Origin of the sequence: Streptomyces sp. NPDC018947 (assembly GCF_044390505.1) — a bacterium.
Lineage (GTDB): Bacteria > Actinomycetota > Actinomycetes > Streptomycetales > Streptomycetaceae > Streptomyces.
In genome coordinates this window covers 232,273-248,476 of sequence record NZ_JBIRZD010000004.1, presented here as the reverse complement: position 1 = coordinate 248,476, position 16,204 = coordinate 232,273, and the positions used below count along the sequence as shown (strand labels likewise).

Sequence of the window (16,204 nt, the reverse complement as noted above, 5' to 3'; positions counted from 1 at the left end):
GACGCAGGTAATGAGTGACGTACGGGAGAATCTGACCTACGAGCAGTTCGGCGTCGCCGTCCGCGAGCTCGCGCAGACCGTCGCCGACGACGGGTACGAGCCCGACATCGTGCTCTCCATCGCGCGCGGCGGGGTCTTCGTGGCGGGCGGGCTGGCGTACGCGCTGGACTGCAAGAACATCCACCTGGTGAACGTGGAGTTCTACACCGGCGTGGGGACCACGCTCGAGATGCCCGTCATGCTCGCGCCCGTGCCCAACGTCATCGACTTCTCCGACAAGAAGGTCCTGATCACCGACGACGTCGCCGACACCGGCAAGACGCTCAAGCTGGTGCGGGACTTCTGCCTGGACACGGTCGCCGAGGTGCGCAGCGCGGTGATCTATGAGAAGTCCCACTCGCTCGTCAAGTGCGAGTACGTGTGGAAGCGCACCGACGACTGGATCAACTTCCCCTGGTCCGTGCAGGAGCCCGTGGTGCGGCGGGACGGGCAGGTGCTGGACGCCTGAGCCCTCCGCGCAGGCCGACGAAAGGGCCCCCGGCACCGTGCCGGGGGCCCTTTCGTGTGCGGTGCGGAGCCGGTCAGAAGGTGCCCAGCTTCACGATCGACAGCAGCGCGACGAGCTGGATCGCACTGGCGCCCAGCGCCTTCGGCCAGGGCAGGTCGTGGGAGCGGGAGACCATCATGGTGAGCAGGGCACCCGCCGCGACCCACGTGGCCCAGCCCAGGATCTGCACGAAGGGCGCGTCGCCGCCGGCGAACATCGCGACCACCAGCCGGGGCGCGTCCGTGATCGACATGATCAGCATGGACAGGCCGACCGTGGGCTGCCAGGCGCCGTCGCCGCCGAGCTGGCGGGCCAGGGTGTGGGTGACCACGCCCAGGACGAACGCCGCCAGCACCATCGCCACGGCGGTCACCAGGACGATGGGGACCGCGTTCGACAGCGTGGCGTTGATCGCGTCCTGGCGGGCGCCGTCGAAGCCGAAGACCGCGAGCAGGCCGTAGAGGAACGTGACGACGAGGGCGGGGGCCCACATCGTGTAGTCCCGCATCTGGAGGAAGGTCCGGTCGGGCGCGGTGACGATGCCCTTCAGCAGGGCCTTCCAGTGCAGGCGGGGGCCGATCGGGCCGGGGGGCGGGGCCGCCGAGCCCGCGCGGTAGGTCTCGCCCTGGGTGTAGGGGTCCTCGCCGATCGCGAACGCCTGGGTGTGACCCGGGTTGTTGGCCGCGTACGGGTCGTACGGGGCCTGTCCGCCGTGCGGGTGGTGCGGGCCGCCGTCGCCGAAGTACTCCGGCTCGCCGTGGCCGCCGTGCGCCTGTGGCCACGGGCCGCCGCCGGGGCCGCCCGGCCCGTACTGCTGCTGCGGGTGGGGGTACGGCTGCCGAGGCGCCGAGGGAGCGCCGTACGACGGTCCCTGCGGCGTCTGCTGCCCGTACGGAGGGTGTTGCGGTCGCGCGTGAGGAGCGCCGTTGTCCCGGCCGCGTCCGATCCTGAATCCAGCCACGCCTTCGAACGTACCTGGTCCCGGAGAGTGACGTGCGGGGCCCGGCCGTTCGGGTGACCCATTGCGGCCGAGCTGTGACATCCCTTACGGGGGTCCCCGGAGCCGTCCCCGAGGCCGCGGGGCGCCTGCCGCGCGTCCCCCTAGGGGGTCAGGAACGCCGACGTGGAGAACGTGACGGCCGCCCGCGCGGCGACCAGCTCCCCCGCCGTCCCGCGGTGGATCTCGATGCTGTCCTCCGTGTCCCGCGGGTACGTCCGCAGCGCCAGGTCCGCGCGGCCGTCGCCGTCGAAGTCGCCGACGGCCAGGACCCGCGTCGTGCCCCGGGCGGCGGGGGTCACGGTGACCGCCTCCGGTGCGGAGGGGCCCGTCGCACCGCCCGGCAGGACGCGCAGCCCGCTGCCGCTGGTGACCAGCTCGCTGAGGCCGTCGCCGTCGAAGTCGCCGGCGTCGAGCATCGTGCCGGGGGTGTCCAGGGCGGCGCGGGTGGCGGCGGGGAGGTCGTAGCGCAGGGCGGTGCCGCTCACGGTGCCCACGGCCGCGTCCAGGGCCGCGCCCCTGCCGAAGGCGCCGAGGGCCACGTCGGTGCCGGAGGGCAGGGTGGCGCCGGTGCGGGCCGGGCCGGTGGGACCGCCGAGGACGACGGCGGCGGGACCGGTGCCGGAGGAGGCGCGGACGACCAGGTCGTCGTAGCCGTCCCGGTCGACGTCGGCGGCGGGGCCGGCGGGGGCCTCGCCGGGGGAGGCGAGCGGGGCGCCGGCCGCGTGCGGGGCGCCCTTGCGGCTGAACGGGCCGCGCAGATAGCTGAGGTGGCCGGCCGAGGCGTGGACGACCAGGTCCTCGGCACCGTCGCCGTCGAAGTCGCCGCAGACCGGGTGGTCCGGCCAGTCCTTGCCGAGCCGGGCCCGGTCGGGGACGGTCAGGGGGACCGCACGGCCGGTGAAGCCGCCGGGGGAGCCGAAGAGGAGCTGGAGGGGGACCGGGGGGCGGCCCTGGCCGTCGTAGGGCGGGTCGGTGGTGACCACGAGGTCGGTGAAGCCGTCGCCGTCGAGGTCGCAGGCGGCCTCGGCCTCGAAGACGGCCGGCAACCGGCCCTGCGTGCGGGCGGCGTAGCGGTCCGGGGAGAGCAACTGCCGGGCGCGGGGGACGAGTCCGCGGGAGGAGCCGTAGACGATGCCGATGCCGGCGTCGTCGGCGTGGCTCTCGGCCGTGACCAGGTCGTTCAGGACGAGGTCGCGGTGGCCGTCGCCGTTGAAGTCGTCCGGGGTCCTGCTGCCGTCGCCGTGCGGCACGGGCAGCGGGGCGGGTGCCCGGGCGGCCTTGACGGGGGTGCCCTCGTCGTCCGTGGCCGGCGACGGGCCGTGGCCGCAGGCGGCGAGCAGCAGCAGGGAGCCGAGGACCGCCGCGCCCTTGGCCGTCCGCCGCGCGCCTCTTCGCACGTGCACCGTCCACCTCGCCCGCATCGACTCTTCTTCGACAACGACCCGGCCATGATGCACGTGTCCGAGCGGCGGCGACAGTGCGGGGACGGCGACGCCCCCGGGTCCTGGTGGACTCCGGGGGCGCCGTGCGGTCGTGGCCGCGAGGTCACTTCACGGGCTCGGGCTCCGGCGTGGTCTCGGGCTCGGCGTCGCCCGCCGGGTCGGCCGGGGTCTTGACGGACTCCAGCAGGAGCTGGGCGACGTCGACGACCTGGATGGACTCCTTGGCCTTGCCGTCGTTCTTCTTGCCGTTCACGGAGTCCGTGAGCATGACGAGGCAGAACGGGCAGGCAGTGGAGACGATGTCCGGGTTCACGGACAGGGCCTCGTCGACGCGCTCGTTGTTGATGCGCTTGCCGATCCGCTCCTCCATCCACATCCGGGCGCCGCCGGCGCCGCAGCAGAAGCCGCGTTCCTTGTGGCGGTGCATCTCCTCGTTGCGGACGCCGGGGACGGCGGCGATGATCTCGCGCGGGGGCGTGTAGATCTTGTTGTGCCGGCCCAGGTAGCACGGGTCGTGGTAGGTGATGATGCCCTCGACCGGGGTCACCGGGACCAGCTTGCCCTCGTCCACCAGGTGCTGGAGGAGCTGGGTGTGGTGGATGACCTCGTAGTCGCCGCCGAGCTGCGGGTACTCGTTGCCGAGGGTGTTGAGGCAGTGCGGGCAGGTGGCGACGATCTTCTTCGCCGACCTGGGCTTCCGCGACTCCTCGGTCACCTTGCCGTCGTCGTCCATCTCCTCGCCGAAGGCGGCGTTGAGGGACATGACGTTCTCCATGCCGAGCTCCTGGAACAGGGGCTCGTTGCCGAGGCGGCGGGCGGAGTCGCCGGTGCACTTCTCGTCGCCGCCCATGATGGCGAACGTGACGCCCGCGATGTGCAGCAGCTCGGCGAAGGCCTTGGTGGTCTTCTTGGCGCGGTCCTCCAGGGCGCCGGCGCAGCCGACCCAGTACAGGTACTCGACCTCGGTGAGGTCCTCGATGTCCTTGCCGACGACCGGGACCTCGAAGTCGACCTCCTTGAGCCACTCCAGGCGCTGCTTCTTCGCCAGGCCCCAGGGGTTGCCCTTCTTCTCCAGGTTCTTGAGCATCGTGCCCGCCTCGGACGGGAACGCGGACTCGATCATCACCTGGTAGCGGCGCATGTCGACGATGTGGTCGACGTGCTCGATGTCCACCGGGCACTGCTCGACGCAGGCGCCGCAGGTGGTGCAGGACCACAGGACGTCCGGGTCGATGACGCCGTTCTCCTCGGCGGTGCCGATCAGCGGGCGCTCGGCCTCGGCGAGGGCCGCCGCCGGGACGTCCTTCAGCTGCTCCTCGGACGCCTTCTCCTCGCCCTCCATGGTCTTGCCGCCGCCGGCCAGCAGGTACGGCGCCTTGGCGTGCGCGTGGTCCCGCAGGGACATGATCAGCAGCTTCGGGGAGAGCGGCTTGCCGGTGTTCCAGGCGGGGCACTGCGACTGGCAGCGGCCGCACTCGGTGCAGGTGGAGAAGTCCAGCAGGCCCTTCCACGAGAACTGCTCGACCTGGGAGACGCCGAAGACGTCGTCGTCGCCCGGGTCGGTGAAGTCGATCGGCTTGCCGCCCGACGTCATCGGCTGGAGGGCGCCGAGCGCCGTCCCACCCGTGGCGTCGCGCTTGAACCAGATGTTGGGGAAGGCGAGGAAGCGGTGCCAGGCCACACCCATGTTCGTGTTGAGCGAGACCGTGATCATCCAGATCATGGTGGTGCCCAGCTTGATCATGGCGAAGAGGTAGACCAGGGTCTGGAGCGTGGCGACGCTCATCCCCTTGAAGGCCAGGACCAGCGGGTACGAGGCGAAGTACGCCGCCTCGTAGTGGTCCACGTGGTGCAGGGCGCCTTCGAGGCCGCGCAGCACGTAGATGGCGAGGCCGATGGTGAGGATGACGTACTCGACGAAGTACGCCTGGCCCATCTTCGAGCCGGCGAAGCGGGACTTGCGGCCGGGCCGGGAGGGCAGGCTCAGCAGGCGGATGACCATCAGCACGACGATGCCGAGGGTGGTCATGGCGCTGATGAACTCGATGTAGAGCTCGTACGGCAGGAAGCCGCCGATCAGCGGAAGCGTCCAGTCGGCCTGGAAGAGCTGGCCGTAGGCGGTGATGATCGTCGGCGGAAGTGTCAGGAAGCCGATCGCCACGAACCAGTGGGCGATGCCGACGATGCCCCACCGGTTCATGCGGGTGTGCCCGAGGAATTCCTTCACCAGCGTCACGCTGCGCTGGTACGGGTTGTCTGTGCGGGTGCCTGCGGGTACGGGCTGGCCCAGTTTGAAGTACCGGACGAACTGACCGATGGCGCGCGCGAGCAGCGCAACACCGACCACGGTCAGCACCAGCGACACGATGATCGCGGCGAGTTGCATGGGGGCTCCTCGGGCCTGCGAGGCAATCTGCAGCGGTTCAGCAGAGCGATGCCGGACATTACTAAGCGGTAACTTACCCAGTCCGTCCGAGACTACCCGCATCTCCAGCCGCACTGTAGTCAGAGCCGCGGTGATCTGCGTCGCTGAGGCCACCCTGACCGGACGGGACGATCCCGTGCCGTCGCCACGCCGGTCCGGACAGGCCGTTCTTCGCATTTCGTGATATCCGGCTCATACCGGCTTAGTTTATGTCCGTGCTCTACGGGATCACCGCCTCCATCGCGTCCTTCCTCCTCGCCGCCCTGCTCAGCGGGCTGCTGAGGGCGCCCGCCCTGCGCCTGGCCCTCGTCGTCGACCGCCGCCGGGCGCGGCCGGTGCCCGCGGTCGGCGGCGTCGCCGTCGTCCTCGTGACCGGGCCGGCGGCGGGCTTGGGGCACTGGAGCGGGGCCGTCCCGCTCGGCACGGGCGTGGGCCGACTGCTGGCCGCCGGTTGCGCCGTCGGCGCGCTGGGCCTCGCGGCCGACGTCTGGCGGCTGCGGCGCCGGTGGCTGCTGGTCGGTACGGCGGTCGCGGCGGCCTGGGCGATGCCCTACGACGGGACCGGGCACCTGGCCGGTGCGCTGGCGGCCGTCTGGGTGGCGCTGGTGGCCACCGCCTTCCGGGGGCTCGACCACGCCGACGGGGTGGCCGGCACGGTGGGGACGGTGACCGCCGTCGGCGTCGGCGTCTGCGCGGCGGCGGAACTGATGGAGGGGCTCGCCTTCCTGCTGTGCGCCCTGGCCGCCGCGCTGGCCGGGTTCCTGCTGCACAACTGGCATCCCGCGCGGATCGCCCTCGGGGCGTCCGGGGCGCTGTTCACCGGCTTCCTGCTCGCCGGGGCGGCCGTGTTCACCCGGACGGGGCACGCGCCCGGGGCCGGGGCGGGGGTGCTGTTCGCGCTGACCGCGCTGGTGAGCGTCGACGCCGTCCTCGTCCTGCTGGCGCGTGGACCGGCCGGGCGGCCACGGCCCCGCGGCGGGTCCGGCCACCTCGCCCACCGGCTGCGCGGGCTCGGGGTCACCCCCCAGGGCGTGGTGGTGCTGCTCGGTGCGGGTGCGTGCGCCGGGGTGCTCGTGGGCGTGCTCGTGCACCTCGGCCGGGTCGGCGGGACGGCCGTGCTGGTGATGGCCGTCGCGTCGGCCGCCGGAGTGCTCGGGCTGCTGCGGGCACGGGGGCGCGAGCCGCGGACCAGGGGCCACGAGTCTCCGTCCGCGCGGCGCGCGTCACGGGTCGCCGCCCGTGACACCCCGCGCGGAACCGACGGGATGCGACCCGTGGGAGGCGCCGCCCGGCCCCGGCGCGTGGGGCACGGGTTGTGGGGGGTGCCGTTTCGTATGGGCCGGACGGTGTGGGGGGTGGCTCTGCGTGTGGGGCGGAAGGGGCGGCGGGTGCCCCCGCGTGTGGGGCGGGTGTCCCCGCGTACGGGGCGTGAGATGCGGTGGGTGTCCCCGCGTACGGGGCGGAAGGTGGGGCGGGTCCCCCCGCGCATCGGCCGGAAGGTGCGCTGGGTGTCCCCGCGCATCGGTCAGGGGGCGCGGCGGGTGCCCCCGCGCATGGGTCAGGAGATGCGGGGCAGGCGCCCCGAGTCCCCGCGCACGGGCGTGGAGTCTTGGCGTACGGCCCCGGGCTCTTCGCGTACGGACCCGGGGGCCCCGCGTACGGGGCATCGGGCCTCGTGGGCGGACGGGGAGTCCCCACGCGGCCTGGAGGGGCCGGGCGCGGGGCGCGAGCCGGGGCGGACGGGCGCGGGACGGCAGGCCCCCCGGAGGGCTCGGCCCGGAGGGCCGGAGGCCGGTGTCGCCGGGGTCCGGGGCGTGCCGGTGTCGCGGCCGGAGGCCGGGGTGCGTACGCCCTCTCGGGGTGCGGTTTTCCCGGTCCGCCGGGCCGCTCGTCCCGAAGAGATGCAGGTCAGCGCGCCATTGCGTGTAAGGAACGGATAAGAGTTGAGTCTGCTCGACTCACCTCTGTTGACCCAGCCGGGGGCGTCATGCACACTTGAGCCTGTTCCACTCAAGTCAGCTGGAGGAAATCACCATGGCACGTGCGGTCGGCATCGACCTGGGCACGACTAACTCCGTCGTCAGCGTTCTGGAGGGCGGCGAGCCCACCGTCATCACCAACGCCGAGGGCGCCAGGACCACGCCGTCCGTCGTCGCCTTCGCCAAGAACGGTGAGGTGCTGGTCGGCGAGGTGGCCAAGCGTCAGGCGGTCACGAACGTCGACAGGACCATCCGGTCGGTCAAGCGCCACATGGGCACCGACTGGAAGATCAACCTGGACGGCAAGGACTTCAACCCGCAGCAGATCAGCGCCTTCGTGCTGCAGAAGCTGAAGCGGGACGCCGAGGCCTACCTGGGCGAGAAGGTGACCGACGCGGTCATCACCGTCCCCGCGTACTTCAACGACGCCGAGCGCCAGGCCACCAAGGAGGCCGGTGAGATCGCCGGTCTGAACGTGCTGCGCATCGTCAACGAGCCGACGGCCGCCGCCCTCGCGTACGGCCTCGACAAGGACGAGCAGGTCATCCTGGTCTTCGACCTCGGTGGCGGTACCTTCGACGTCTCGCTGCTGGAGATCGGCGACGGCGTCGTCGAGGTGAAGGCCACCAACGGTGACAACAACCTCGGTGGTGACGACTGGGACCAGCGCGTCGTCGACTACCTGGTCAAGCAGTTCCAGTCCGGCCACGGCGTGGACCTGTCCAAGGACAAGATGGCCCTCCAGCGTCTGCGCGAGGCCGCCGAGAAGGCCAAGATCGAGCTGTCCTCGTCCACCGAGACCTCGATCAACCTGCCCTACATCACGGCGTCCGCCGAGGGCCCGCTGCACCTGGACGAGAAGCTCACCCGCGCCCAGTTCCAGCAGCTCACCGCCGACCTCCTGGAGCGCTGCAAGACGCCGTTCCACAACGTCATCAAGGACGCCGGCATCCAGCTCTCCGAGATCGACCACGTCGTTCTCGTCGGTGGCTCCACCCGTATGCCCGCCGTCGCCGAGCTCGTCAAGGAGCTGACCGGCGGCAAGGAGGCCAACAAGGGCGTCAACCCCGACGAGGTCGTCTCCATCGGTGCCGCCCTGCAGGCCGGTGTCCTCAAGGGCGAGGTCAAGGACGTCCTGCTCCTCGACGTCACCCCGCTGTCCCTCGGCATCGAGACCAAGGGCGGCATCATGACCAAGCTGATCGAGCGCAACACCACGATCCCGACCAAGCGCTCCGAGATCTTCACCACGGCCGAGGACAACCAGCCGTCGGTGCAGATCCAGGTCTACCAGGGCGAGCGCGAGATCGCGGCGTACAACAAGAAGCTCGGGATGTTCGAGCTGACCGGTCTGCCGCCGGCGCCCCGCGGCGTCCCGCAGATCGAGGTCTCCTTCGACATCGACGCCAACGGCATCATGCACGTGACCGCGAAGGACCTGGGCACGGGCAAGGAGCAGAAGATGACCGTCACCGGCGGCTCCTCGCTGCCGAAGGACGAGGTCGACCGGATGCGCCAGGAGGCCGAGCAGTACGCGGAGGAGGACCACCGCCGCCGCGAGGCCGCCGAGACCCGCAACCAGGGCGAGCAGCTCGTCTACCAGACGGAGAAGTTCCTCAAGGACAACGAGGACAAGGTCCCCGGTGAGGTCAAGACGGAGGTCGAGCAGGCCGTCGCCGAGCTGAAGGAGAAGCTCAAGGGCGAGGACTCCGCCGAGATCCGCACCGCCACCGAGAAGGTCGCCGCCGTCTCGCAGAAGCTGGGCCAGGCCATGTACGCCGACGCCCAGGCCGCGCAGGCCACCGGCGGCGAGGCCCCGGGCGCCGGCGCCGGCAAGGGTGCCGACGACGACGTCGTCGACGCCGAGATCGTGGACGACGAGCGCAAGGACGGTGCGGCGTGACCGAGGAGACCCCGGGCTTCGACGAGAAGTCCGACGTCCCCTCTGGCGCCGCCCCTGACGCCGCCGAACCGACGGCCGCCTCCGACAAGGAAGCGGCCCCGGCCGGGGACGCGAGTGAGAACGCGGGTCTGGTGGCCGAGCTGGATCAGGCACGCAAGGCGCTCGACGAGCGCACGGCGGACCTCCAGCGCCTCCAGGCCGAGTACCAGAACTACCGCCGTCGGGTCGAGCGGGACCGCGTCGCGGTCAAGGAGATCGCCGTGGCGAACCTCCTGACCGAGCTGCTTCCCGTGCTCGACGACGTCGGCCGCGCCCGGGACCACGGCGAACTCGTCGGCGGATTCAAGTCCGTCGCCGAGTCGCTGGAGACCGTCGTGGCCAAGATGGGCCTCCAGCAGTTCGGCAAGGAGGGCGAGCCCTTCGACCCGACGATCCACGAGGCCCTGATGCACTCCTACGCACCGGACGTCACCGAGACGACGTGCGTGGCGATTCTGCAGCCCGGGTACCGGATCGGCGAGCGCACCATCCGCCCCGCGCGGGTGGCGGTGGCCGAGCCGCAGCCGGGTGCGCAGACCGTCAAGGCCGAGGAGCCGGCCGAGGCGGCCGACGACAAGGAGAACGGTGGCCCGGAGGAGGGCTGACGTCACGACGTACGCGTACGCAGGAGAGGAGGGACGTCGGGGATGAGCACCAAGGACTTCATCGAGAAGGACTACTACAAGGTCCTCGGCGTCCCCAAGGACGCCACCGAGGCCGAGATCAAGAAGGCGTACCGGAAGCTCGCCCGCGAGTTCCACCCGGACGCCAACAAGGGCAACACCAGGGCCGAGGAGCGCTTCAAGGAGATCTCCGAGGCGAACGACATCCTCGGTGACCCCAAGAAGCGCAAGGAGTACGACGACGCCCGCGCGCTGTTCGGCAACGGCGGGTTCCGCCCGGGGCCGGGCGCGGGCGGCGGCACGTTCAACTTCGACCTGGGCGACCTCTTCGGAGGCACCCAGGGCGGGGCCGGCGGCTTCGGCGGCGGTCTCGGTGACGTCTTCGGGGGCCTGTTCAACCGCACCGGCACCGGTGGCCCCGGCGCCGGCACGCGGACCCAGCCGCGGCGCGGCCAGGACGTCGAGTCCGAGGTGACCCTCAGCTTCACGGAGGCCATCGAGGGCGCGACGGTCCCGCTGCGGATGTCCAGCCAGCAGCCCTGCAAGGCCTGTTCGGGCACCGGCGACAAGAACGGCACACCGCGCGTGTGCCCGACCTGCGTCGGCACCGGCCAGGTGGCCCGGGGCTCCGGCGGCGGCTTCTCGCTGACCGACCCCTGCCCGGACTGCAAGGGCCGCGGCCTGATCGCGGAGAACCCCTGCGACGTCTGCAAGGGCTCCGGACGCGCCAAGTCCTCGCGGACGATGCAGGTCCGCATCCCGGCCGGGGTGTCGGACGGGCAGCGCATCCGGCTGCGCGGCAAGGGCGCTCCGGGCGAGCGGGGCGGCCCGGCGGGCGACCTGTACGTGGTCGTCCACGTCAAGGACCACCCCGTCTTCGGCCGCAAGGGCGACAACCTCACCGTCACCGTCCCGGTCACCTACGCCGAGGCCGCCCTCGGCGGCGAGGTCCGCGTCCCGACCCTGGGCGGACCGCCGGTCACGCTGAAGCTGCCGGCGGGCACGCCCAACGGCCGCACGATGCGCGCCCGGGGCAAGGGCGCGGTCCGCAAGGACGGCACCCGCGGCGACCTCCTGGTCACCGTCGAGGTGAGTGTCCCCAAGGACCTGACGGGGAAGGCTCGTGACGCGCTCGAGGCGTATCGCGAGGCGACCGCGGACGAGGATCCGCGGGCGGAGCTGTTCCAGGCCGCGAAGGGAGCTTGATGGGGATGGACGGTCGTCGACGCAATCCGTATGAACTGACCGAGGACACCCCGGTCTACGTCATCTCGGTGGCGGCCCAGCTCTCCGGTCTGCACCCGCAGACCCTGCGCCAGTACGACCGCCTCGGCCTGGTCTCCCCGGACCGCACGGCCGGGCGCGGCCGGCGCTACTCGGCCCGCGACATCGAACTGCTCCGCCAGGTGCAGCAGTTGTCGCAGGACGAGGGCATCAACTTGGCCGGAATCAAGCGCATCATCGAACTGGAGAACCAGGTCGCCGCGTTGCAGTCCCGCATAGCGGAGCTGTCGGACGCGCTGGAGGGCGCGGCCACGGCGATGCGCCAGCGGGAGGCGGCGGTGCACGCGTCGTACCGGCGCGACCTGGTCCCGTACCAGGAGGTCCAGCAGACCAGCGCGCTGGTGGTGTGGCGGCCCAAGCGGCAGCAGCAGTCCCCGGACTGACTCCCCGGAAGGGCCCGGAGGTTCACGCGACCTCCGGGCCCTTTCGCGTGCCGCCGCTCCGTCAGAGGCCGTATGACCGGCGGGCGGAGACCGTGTGAAAGTGGCCGGAAGGTGATTCCGCTCCGTCTTCACCGTGGCTGCGGAGCGTGGTGTTGTCATCTCGTTAAGTGGTTCCGCTTGACGGTGGGGGGCGGCGACGCGTTGGCTTTTCAGTCACCTGGGTTGCAATGCGGCCCCCGCGTCCGGAAGGCACCAGAAGTGAGCTCCTGCATCCGCCGTATCGCCATATCCGTGGCCGCGTCCACGATGACCGTTTCGCTGGCCGGCTGCGGAATGCTGGGCGCGTCGGACAGCAGCGACGACGCGAGCCCGTCCAAGGGCGACGACATCACGGTGGGCCTGCTGCTCCCGGAGACGGAGAACACGCGCTACGAGCAGTTCGACCACCCCATCTTCGAGAAGAAGATCTCCTCCCTGACCGGGGGCAAGGGCAAGGTCGCGTACGCCAACGCCGAGGCGGACGAGAAGAAGCAGACGGCGCAGATGCAGAAGATGATCGACGACAAGGTCGACGCGATCGTCCTCGACGCCGTGGACGCGCACGCCATCGCGCCCAGCGTGCGGAAGGCCAAGGACGCGGGCATCCCCGTCATCGCCTACGACCGGCTGGCCGAGGGCCCGATCACCGCCTACATCTCCTTCGACAACGAACTCGTCGGCGAGGTCCAGGGACGCTCCCTCGTCGAAGCGCTCGGCGACTCCCGCCGCTCGGCGAAGATCGTGATGATGAACGGCTCGCCCACCGACCCGAACGCCAAGCAGTTCAAGGCCGGCGCGATGTCCGAGCTGAACGGCAAGGTGACGATCGCCCGGTCCTACGACACCAAGGACTGGAAGCCGGACAACGCCGAGGCGAACATGGCCGAGGCGATCAAGGAGCTCGGCAAGAACAACATCGCCGGGGTCTACTCCGCCAACGACGGTGTGGCGGGCGGCGTCATCAAGGCCCTGGAGGACGCGGGCGTCACCGACCTGCCGCCGATCACCGGTCAGGACGCGGAGCTGGTGGCGGTCCAGCGGATCGTCTCGGGCGAGCAGTACATGAGCGTCTACAAGTCCTACCCGCAGCAGGCGGAGAGCGCCGCGGAGATGGTCGTGGCGCACATCCAGGGCCGGGACATCCAGTTCGACGCGCTCACCCGCGAGCGGGTCGACAGCCCCACCCAGCAGGGCGTCCCCGCGCAACTGGTGCCGGTCGTCGCGCTGACCAAGGGCAACATCGAGGAGACCGTGGTGGCCGACGGCTTCTACAAGGTCTCCGACATCTGCACGGCCGAGTACAAGGACGACTGCTCGGAGATCGGGCTCAAGTAGCCCGCGCCCACCGCCGGTGATACCGGGGCGAAGCGGAGCGCCCGGGGCGCCGGCCGCCGCTGAGCCGTGTTGCGGAGCCGATCGACGCCGCGCATAGTTGCGCTGCGGAAGGAGCCGGAAACCGGGGGTGGGATGGGCGATGGCCGGGCACGGGGCGCAGGAGCATCCACACGGTGCCGACCGGCTCTGCGCGCCCGGGGACCGCGTGTACTCCCGTGCCGTGCGAAGCGGCCGGGTGCCGCGCCGGGACGCGGAACAGGTGCCCTGTCTGCTGGAGCTGGCCCTGCTGCACCCCGACCCCGACGACATGGACTGGCTGGTGCCGACCTCCCCGCAGGAGGTCATGGCCCGGCTGCTGCGGGACGTGTACGACGAGGTGAGTGCGAGTCAGCGGCGGGTGGGCTCGGCGGTGGCGGCGTTCGACCGGTACGCGGGTCTGGGCCGCGAGATCCGGACGCAGGCCGGTACGGAGGGCACGGCGATCCGGGTCCTGGACGGGCTGGGCCGGATCCAGGCCGCGATGGACGAGGCCACGCAGGCGTGCACGACGGAGGTGCTCACCGTGCAGCCGGGCGGCATCCGGCGTGAGCACGAGCTGTCGGAGGGGCTGCACCGGGCGCTGGCACTGCGGGCGCGGGGGGTGCGGATGCGGGACCTCTACACGCACGTGGCCCGGCACGGGCAGGGGCTGCTCAACTACCTGGAGCTGATGGGGGACGCGGTGGAGGCCCGCACCCTCGACGAGGTCGTGGACCGGCTGATCCTCTTCGACCGCACGGTGGCCTTCATCCCGGCGAATCCCGACCGCACGATGGCGCTGGAGCTGCGGCACCCCGCGCTGGTCGCCTACTTCGTCACCGTCTTCGAACGCCTGTGGCGCCTGGCGATCCCCCTGACCGCGCCGCTGCCCGACACCGGCTTCGAGGGCATCTCCCACCGTGAGCAGTCCATCGCGGCGCTGCTGGCGGAGGGGCACCAGGACGCGGTGATCGCGGAGCGGCTGGGGATCAGCGTCCGTACGGCGCGGGCGCACATCGCCCGGCTCTCGGAGACCCTGGGCGCGGTCAGCCGGACCCAGCTCGGGGTGCGCATCGCCCAGGCCGGTCTGGACGCCGCCCCCCGCGGCGCCTCCGTCAGTGCTCCTGGTCCAGAATCCCCGACCGCCCGATGAGGTAACCGAGCTGGGCCCGGCTCTCGCTGCCGAGCGTGGCGGCGAGCTTGGCGATGTGCTCACGGGCGGTGCGGACGTTCATCCCGAGCCGGTCGGCGATGTCGGCGTCGGTGTGCCCTTCGACGAGGAGGGCGGCGATGGCGCGCTGGCGGGGGGTGATGCCGTTGAGCGTGGGCCGGCGCACGGCCTGGGGGTGCATGGGGGTGGCGAGGTGCCACAGGCGGTCGAAGGTGTTGGCGAAGTAGGCGACCAGGGCGGGGTGGCGTACCTCGAGGGCGAGGGAGCGGTCGGGGCTGGCGGGGATGAAGGCCACCGTGCGGTCCACGACGATGAGGCGCTCGGTGATCTCGTCGAGCGTGCGGGCCTGCACGTCCCCGGTCAGCCGCTCGTAGCGGGCGCGCGCGTAGGGGGCGTGGCGGACGGTGTGCTGGTAGAGCGCGCGGATGCGGGCGCCGCGGTCGAGGAACGCCTGGTCGCGTTCCATGGCGGCTTCGTGGACCTCGGGGTGCCTGGAGAGGTGCGGGTCGTAGGGCTGGATGGCGAGCAGTTCGGTCCTGGCCTCGGCCATCGCCTCGGCGATGGCGCGGGTGGTGCGCTCCTTGCCGCTGAGGATCCTGAGGGAGGGGGTGTCCTCGCTCGCCGGGCGCTGCGCGCCCAGGCGCAGGAGGGGCTCGAAGACATCGGCGATGCGCTGCCCCCGCCGGCGTTCGTCCGCGATGCGGTCCTCCGAGAAGCGCAGCAGCCGTTGCAGGGCGACGGCGGGTGCCACCGGCTCCAGCCGGTCCAGGTCGTCGACGGCGGGGTGCAGGAGGCCGGTGTCGACGACGCACGGCGCCGGTCCCGCCGCGGTGCTCGGGAGGTGCCCTTCGCGCAGCGCTCGGGCGTACAGCTCGACACCGGTCTCGCACAGCTCTTCCGCGTCATGACGGTGGGCCTCGTCGGTCACGGGCGACCATCCCCTCCCAGGCTCCCGTGCTGCTCGTCGAGGATCCCCGACTGGGCGATGAGGTAGCCGAGCTGGGCGCGGCTGCCGCTGCCCAGGGCGTTGGCCAGCTTGGCTATGTGCGCCCGGCACGTGCGGACGTTCATCCCCAGGCGCCGGGCGATGGCCTCGTCGACGTGCCCCTCGACCAAAAGCTTGGCGATGGAGTACTGGATGTCGGTGATGCCGCCGGGCGCGGGCTCGTAGGGGGCGCCGGCGCTCAGCGGGACGGACCGGCTCCACATGAACTCGAAGACCTTGATCAGGTACCGCACCAGGCCGGGGTTGCGGATCTCCAGGGCGACCTGCTGGTCGTCGCGGGTGGGGATGAACGCGACGGTCTCGTCGCAGACGATGAGGCGCTCCACCACCTCGTCGATCGTGCGGTACTCCGCCTTGCCGGCCGCGAGCTGGGCCACGTAGGCCAGCTTCTGCGGGCTGTAGCGGGCCGTGTGCTGGTAGAGGGTGCGGATCCGTACTCCGCGCTCGATCAGCGGCCTGTCTCGTTCGAGTCCCTGGGCCAGGCTCCGTTCGGAGAAGCGGTCGTCGCTCGGCTGTATCGTCAGCATCTCCGTCTGGCACTGGGTGGTGGCCAGGTTGAGAGCCGTGTTGATGCGGTCGCTGCCCTCCAGCACGGTGATCGAGTGTTCGCTGGTCACCGAGCGGGCGGCGAGGGCCATGAACGGTTCGAACGCGTCCGCGAGCTGTACGGAGAGCTGGCGTCGTTCCGTGATGTCCCGCTCGATGGGGTGCAGGCGCTGGGCCAGTGCGACGGCGGGCGGCACGGGGCACAGCCAGTCGACGTCGTCCGGATCCGGCTGGAGGAGCGCGAACTCCATCAGGCAGGGGGCGGCTTCCACGTCCGCCCTGGCGATCCGGCCCCTGCGCAGGGCATCTGTGTAGAGCCGGGTTCCTTCGTCGCACAGTTCGGTCACCGCATGGGGATGCGCCGCCTTAGTCCGATTCGCCACGAAATCTCCACCCCCCAGGGTCCTGAATATGCAGGAACATGATGCACCGATTGTGTGGCCATGACGTGTGGGAATGAGCCA

Annotated in this window: 13 protein-coding genes; 8 read left to right on the top strand and 5 right to left on the bottom strand. The window is 71.4% G+C overall.

Annotation, left to right across the window (positions count from 1 at the left end; translation table 11 throughout):
* Positions 1 to 10: 10 nt before the first annotated feature.
* Positions 11 to 508, top strand: a complete 498-nt coding sequence (locus ACH499_RS11370) for a phosphoribosyltransferase (protein ID WP_365600927.1) — start codon at positions 11 to 13, stop codon at positions 506 to 508.
* Between the two features lie 73 nt (positions 509 to 581).
* Here ACH499_RS11370 and ACH499_RS11365 read toward each other — a convergent pair whose 3' ends face one another.
* From ACH499_RS11365 to ACH499_RS11355, 3 genes are all read right to left on the bottom strand, one after another.
* Complete coding sequence (locus ACH499_RS11365) at positions 582 to 1,589, bottom strand: Yip1 family protein (protein WP_356202924.1); 1,008 nt, start codon at positions 1,587 to 1,589, stop codon at positions 582 to 584.
* Between the two features lie 59 nt (positions 1,590 to 1,648).
* Entirely contained in the window at positions 1,649 to 2,968 is a 1,320-nt protein-coding gene (locus ACH499_RS11360; protein ID WP_399015036.1) for an FG-GAP repeat domain-containing protein, read from the bottom strand.
* Between the two features lie 124 nt (positions 2,969 to 3,092).
* A complete protein-coding gene (locus ACH499_RS11355; protein WP_399015033.1) occupies positions 3,093 to 5,375 on the bottom strand; it encodes a (Fe-S)-binding protein in 2,283 nt (760 codons plus the stop codon).
* A gap of 254 nt (positions 5,376 to 5,629) precedes the next feature.
* Here ACH499_RS11355 and ACH499_RS11350 point away from each other — a divergent pair, with 254 nt between their 5' ends.
* The 7 genes from ACH499_RS11350 to ACH499_RS11320 all read left to right on the top strand — a co-directional run bounded on the left by ACH499_RS11350 (position 5,630) and on the right by ACH499_RS11320 (position 14,170).
* The gene (locus ACH499_RS11350; protein ID WP_399015031.1) at positions 5,630 to 7,354 is read left to right on the top strand and encodes an undecaprenyl/decaprenyl-phosphate alpha-N-acetylglucosaminyl 1-phosphate transferase; all 1,725 of its coding nucleotides are present in this window, start codon (positions 5,630 to 5,632) and stop codon (positions 7,352 to 7,354) included.
* Between the two features lie 94 nt (positions 7,355 to 7,448).
* Positions 7,449 to 9,296, top strand: a complete 1,848-nt coding sequence (gene dnaK / locus ACH499_RS11345; RefSeq protein ID WP_399015029.1) for a molecular chaperone DnaK — start codon at positions 7,449 to 7,451, stop codon at positions 9,294 to 9,296.
* Entirely contained in the window at positions 9,293 to 9,940 is a 648-nt protein-coding gene (gene grpE / locus ACH499_RS11340) for a nucleotide exchange factor GrpE (RefSeq protein ID WP_356202932.1), read from the top strand. Before dnaK ends, grpE begins: the two co-directional genes overlap by 4 nt.
* Positions 9,941 to 9,982: 42 nt before the next feature.
* Entirely contained in the window at positions 9,983 to 11,164 is a 1,182-nt protein-coding gene (gene dnaJ, locus ACH499_RS11335) for a molecular chaperone DnaJ (protein ID WP_356202933.1), read from the top strand.
* A gap of 5 nt (positions 11,165 to 11,169) precedes the next feature.
* Positions 11,170 to 11,625, top strand: coding sequence for a heat shock protein transcriptional repressor HspR (locus ACH499_RS11330; protein ID WP_225638225.1), 456 nt, complete (start codon positions 11,170 to 11,172; stop codon positions 11,623 to 11,625).
* A gap of 258 nt (positions 11,626 to 11,883) precedes the next feature.
* On the top strand, positions 11,884 to 12,999 hold the full coding sequence (locus ACH499_RS11325) for a sugar ABC transporter substrate-binding protein (protein ID WP_399015026.1): 1,116 nt from the start codon (positions 11,884 to 11,886) through the stop codon (positions 12,997 to 12,999).
* A 139-nt stretch (positions 13,000 to 13,138) separates the two neighbouring features.
* A complete protein-coding gene (locus ACH499_RS11320; RefSeq protein ID WP_356202936.1) occupies positions 13,139 to 14,170 on the top strand; it encodes a LuxR C-terminal-related transcriptional regulator in 1,032 nt (343 codons plus the stop codon).
* Here the strand turns inward: ACH499_RS11320 and ACH499_RS11315 are convergent.
* Entirely contained in the window at positions 14,133 to 15,116 is a 984-nt protein-coding gene (locus ACH499_RS11315; RefSeq protein WP_356202937.1) for a LuxR C-terminal-related transcriptional regulator, read from the bottom strand. The two genes, ACH499_RS11320 and ACH499_RS11315, sit on opposite strands and share 38 nt — an antisense overlap.
* Positions 15,113 to 16,123 carry a helix-turn-helix transcriptional regulator gene (locus ACH499_RS11310; RefSeq protein ID WP_356202939.1) on the bottom strand — a complete coding sequence of 337 codons (1,011 nt, stop codon included), beginning with the start codon at positions 16,121 to 16,123 and terminating at the stop codon, positions 15,113 to 15,115. The genes ACH499_RS11315 and ACH499_RS11310 overlap by 4 nt, the downstream gene beginning before the upstream one ends.
* Positions 16,124 to 16,204 lie beyond the last annotated feature (81 nt).

What these genes read in the sequence shown, in the direction of transcription:
- ACH499_RS11330 (WP_225638225.1), top strand. Translation starts at nt 11,170, where the DNA reads ATGGACGGTCGTCGACGCAATCCGTATGAACTGACCGAGGACACCCCG.
- ACH499_RS11320 (WP_356202936.1), top strand. Translation starts at nt 13,139, where the DNA reads ATGGCCGGGCACGGGGCGCAGGAGCATCCACACGGTGCCGACCGGCTC.
- ACH499_RS11355 (WP_399015033.1), bottom strand. Translation starts at nt 5,375, where the DNA reads ATGCAACTCGCCGCGATCATCGTGTCGCTGGTGCTGACCGTGGTCGGT.
- ACH499_RS11365 (WP_356202924.1), bottom strand. Translation starts at nt 1,589, where the DNA reads ATGTCACAGCTCGGCCGCAATGGGTCACCCGAACGGCCGGGCCCCGCA.
- ACH499_RS11370 (WP_365600927.1), top strand. Translation starts at nt 11, where the DNA reads ATGAGTGACGTACGGGAGAATCTGACCTACGAGCAGTTCGGCGTCGCC.
- dnaK (WP_399015029.1), top strand. Translation starts at nt 7,449, where the DNA reads ATGGCACGTGCGGTCGGCATCGACCTGGGCACGACTAACTCCGTCGTC.
- ACH499_RS11360 (WP_399015036.1), bottom strand. Translation starts at nt 2,968, where the DNA reads ATGCGGGCGAGGTGGACGGTGCACGTGCGAAGAGGCGCGCGGCGGACG.
- dnaJ (WP_356202933.1), top strand. Translation starts at nt 9,983, where the DNA reads ATGAGCACCAAGGACTTCATCGAGAAGGACTACTACAAGGTCCTCGGC.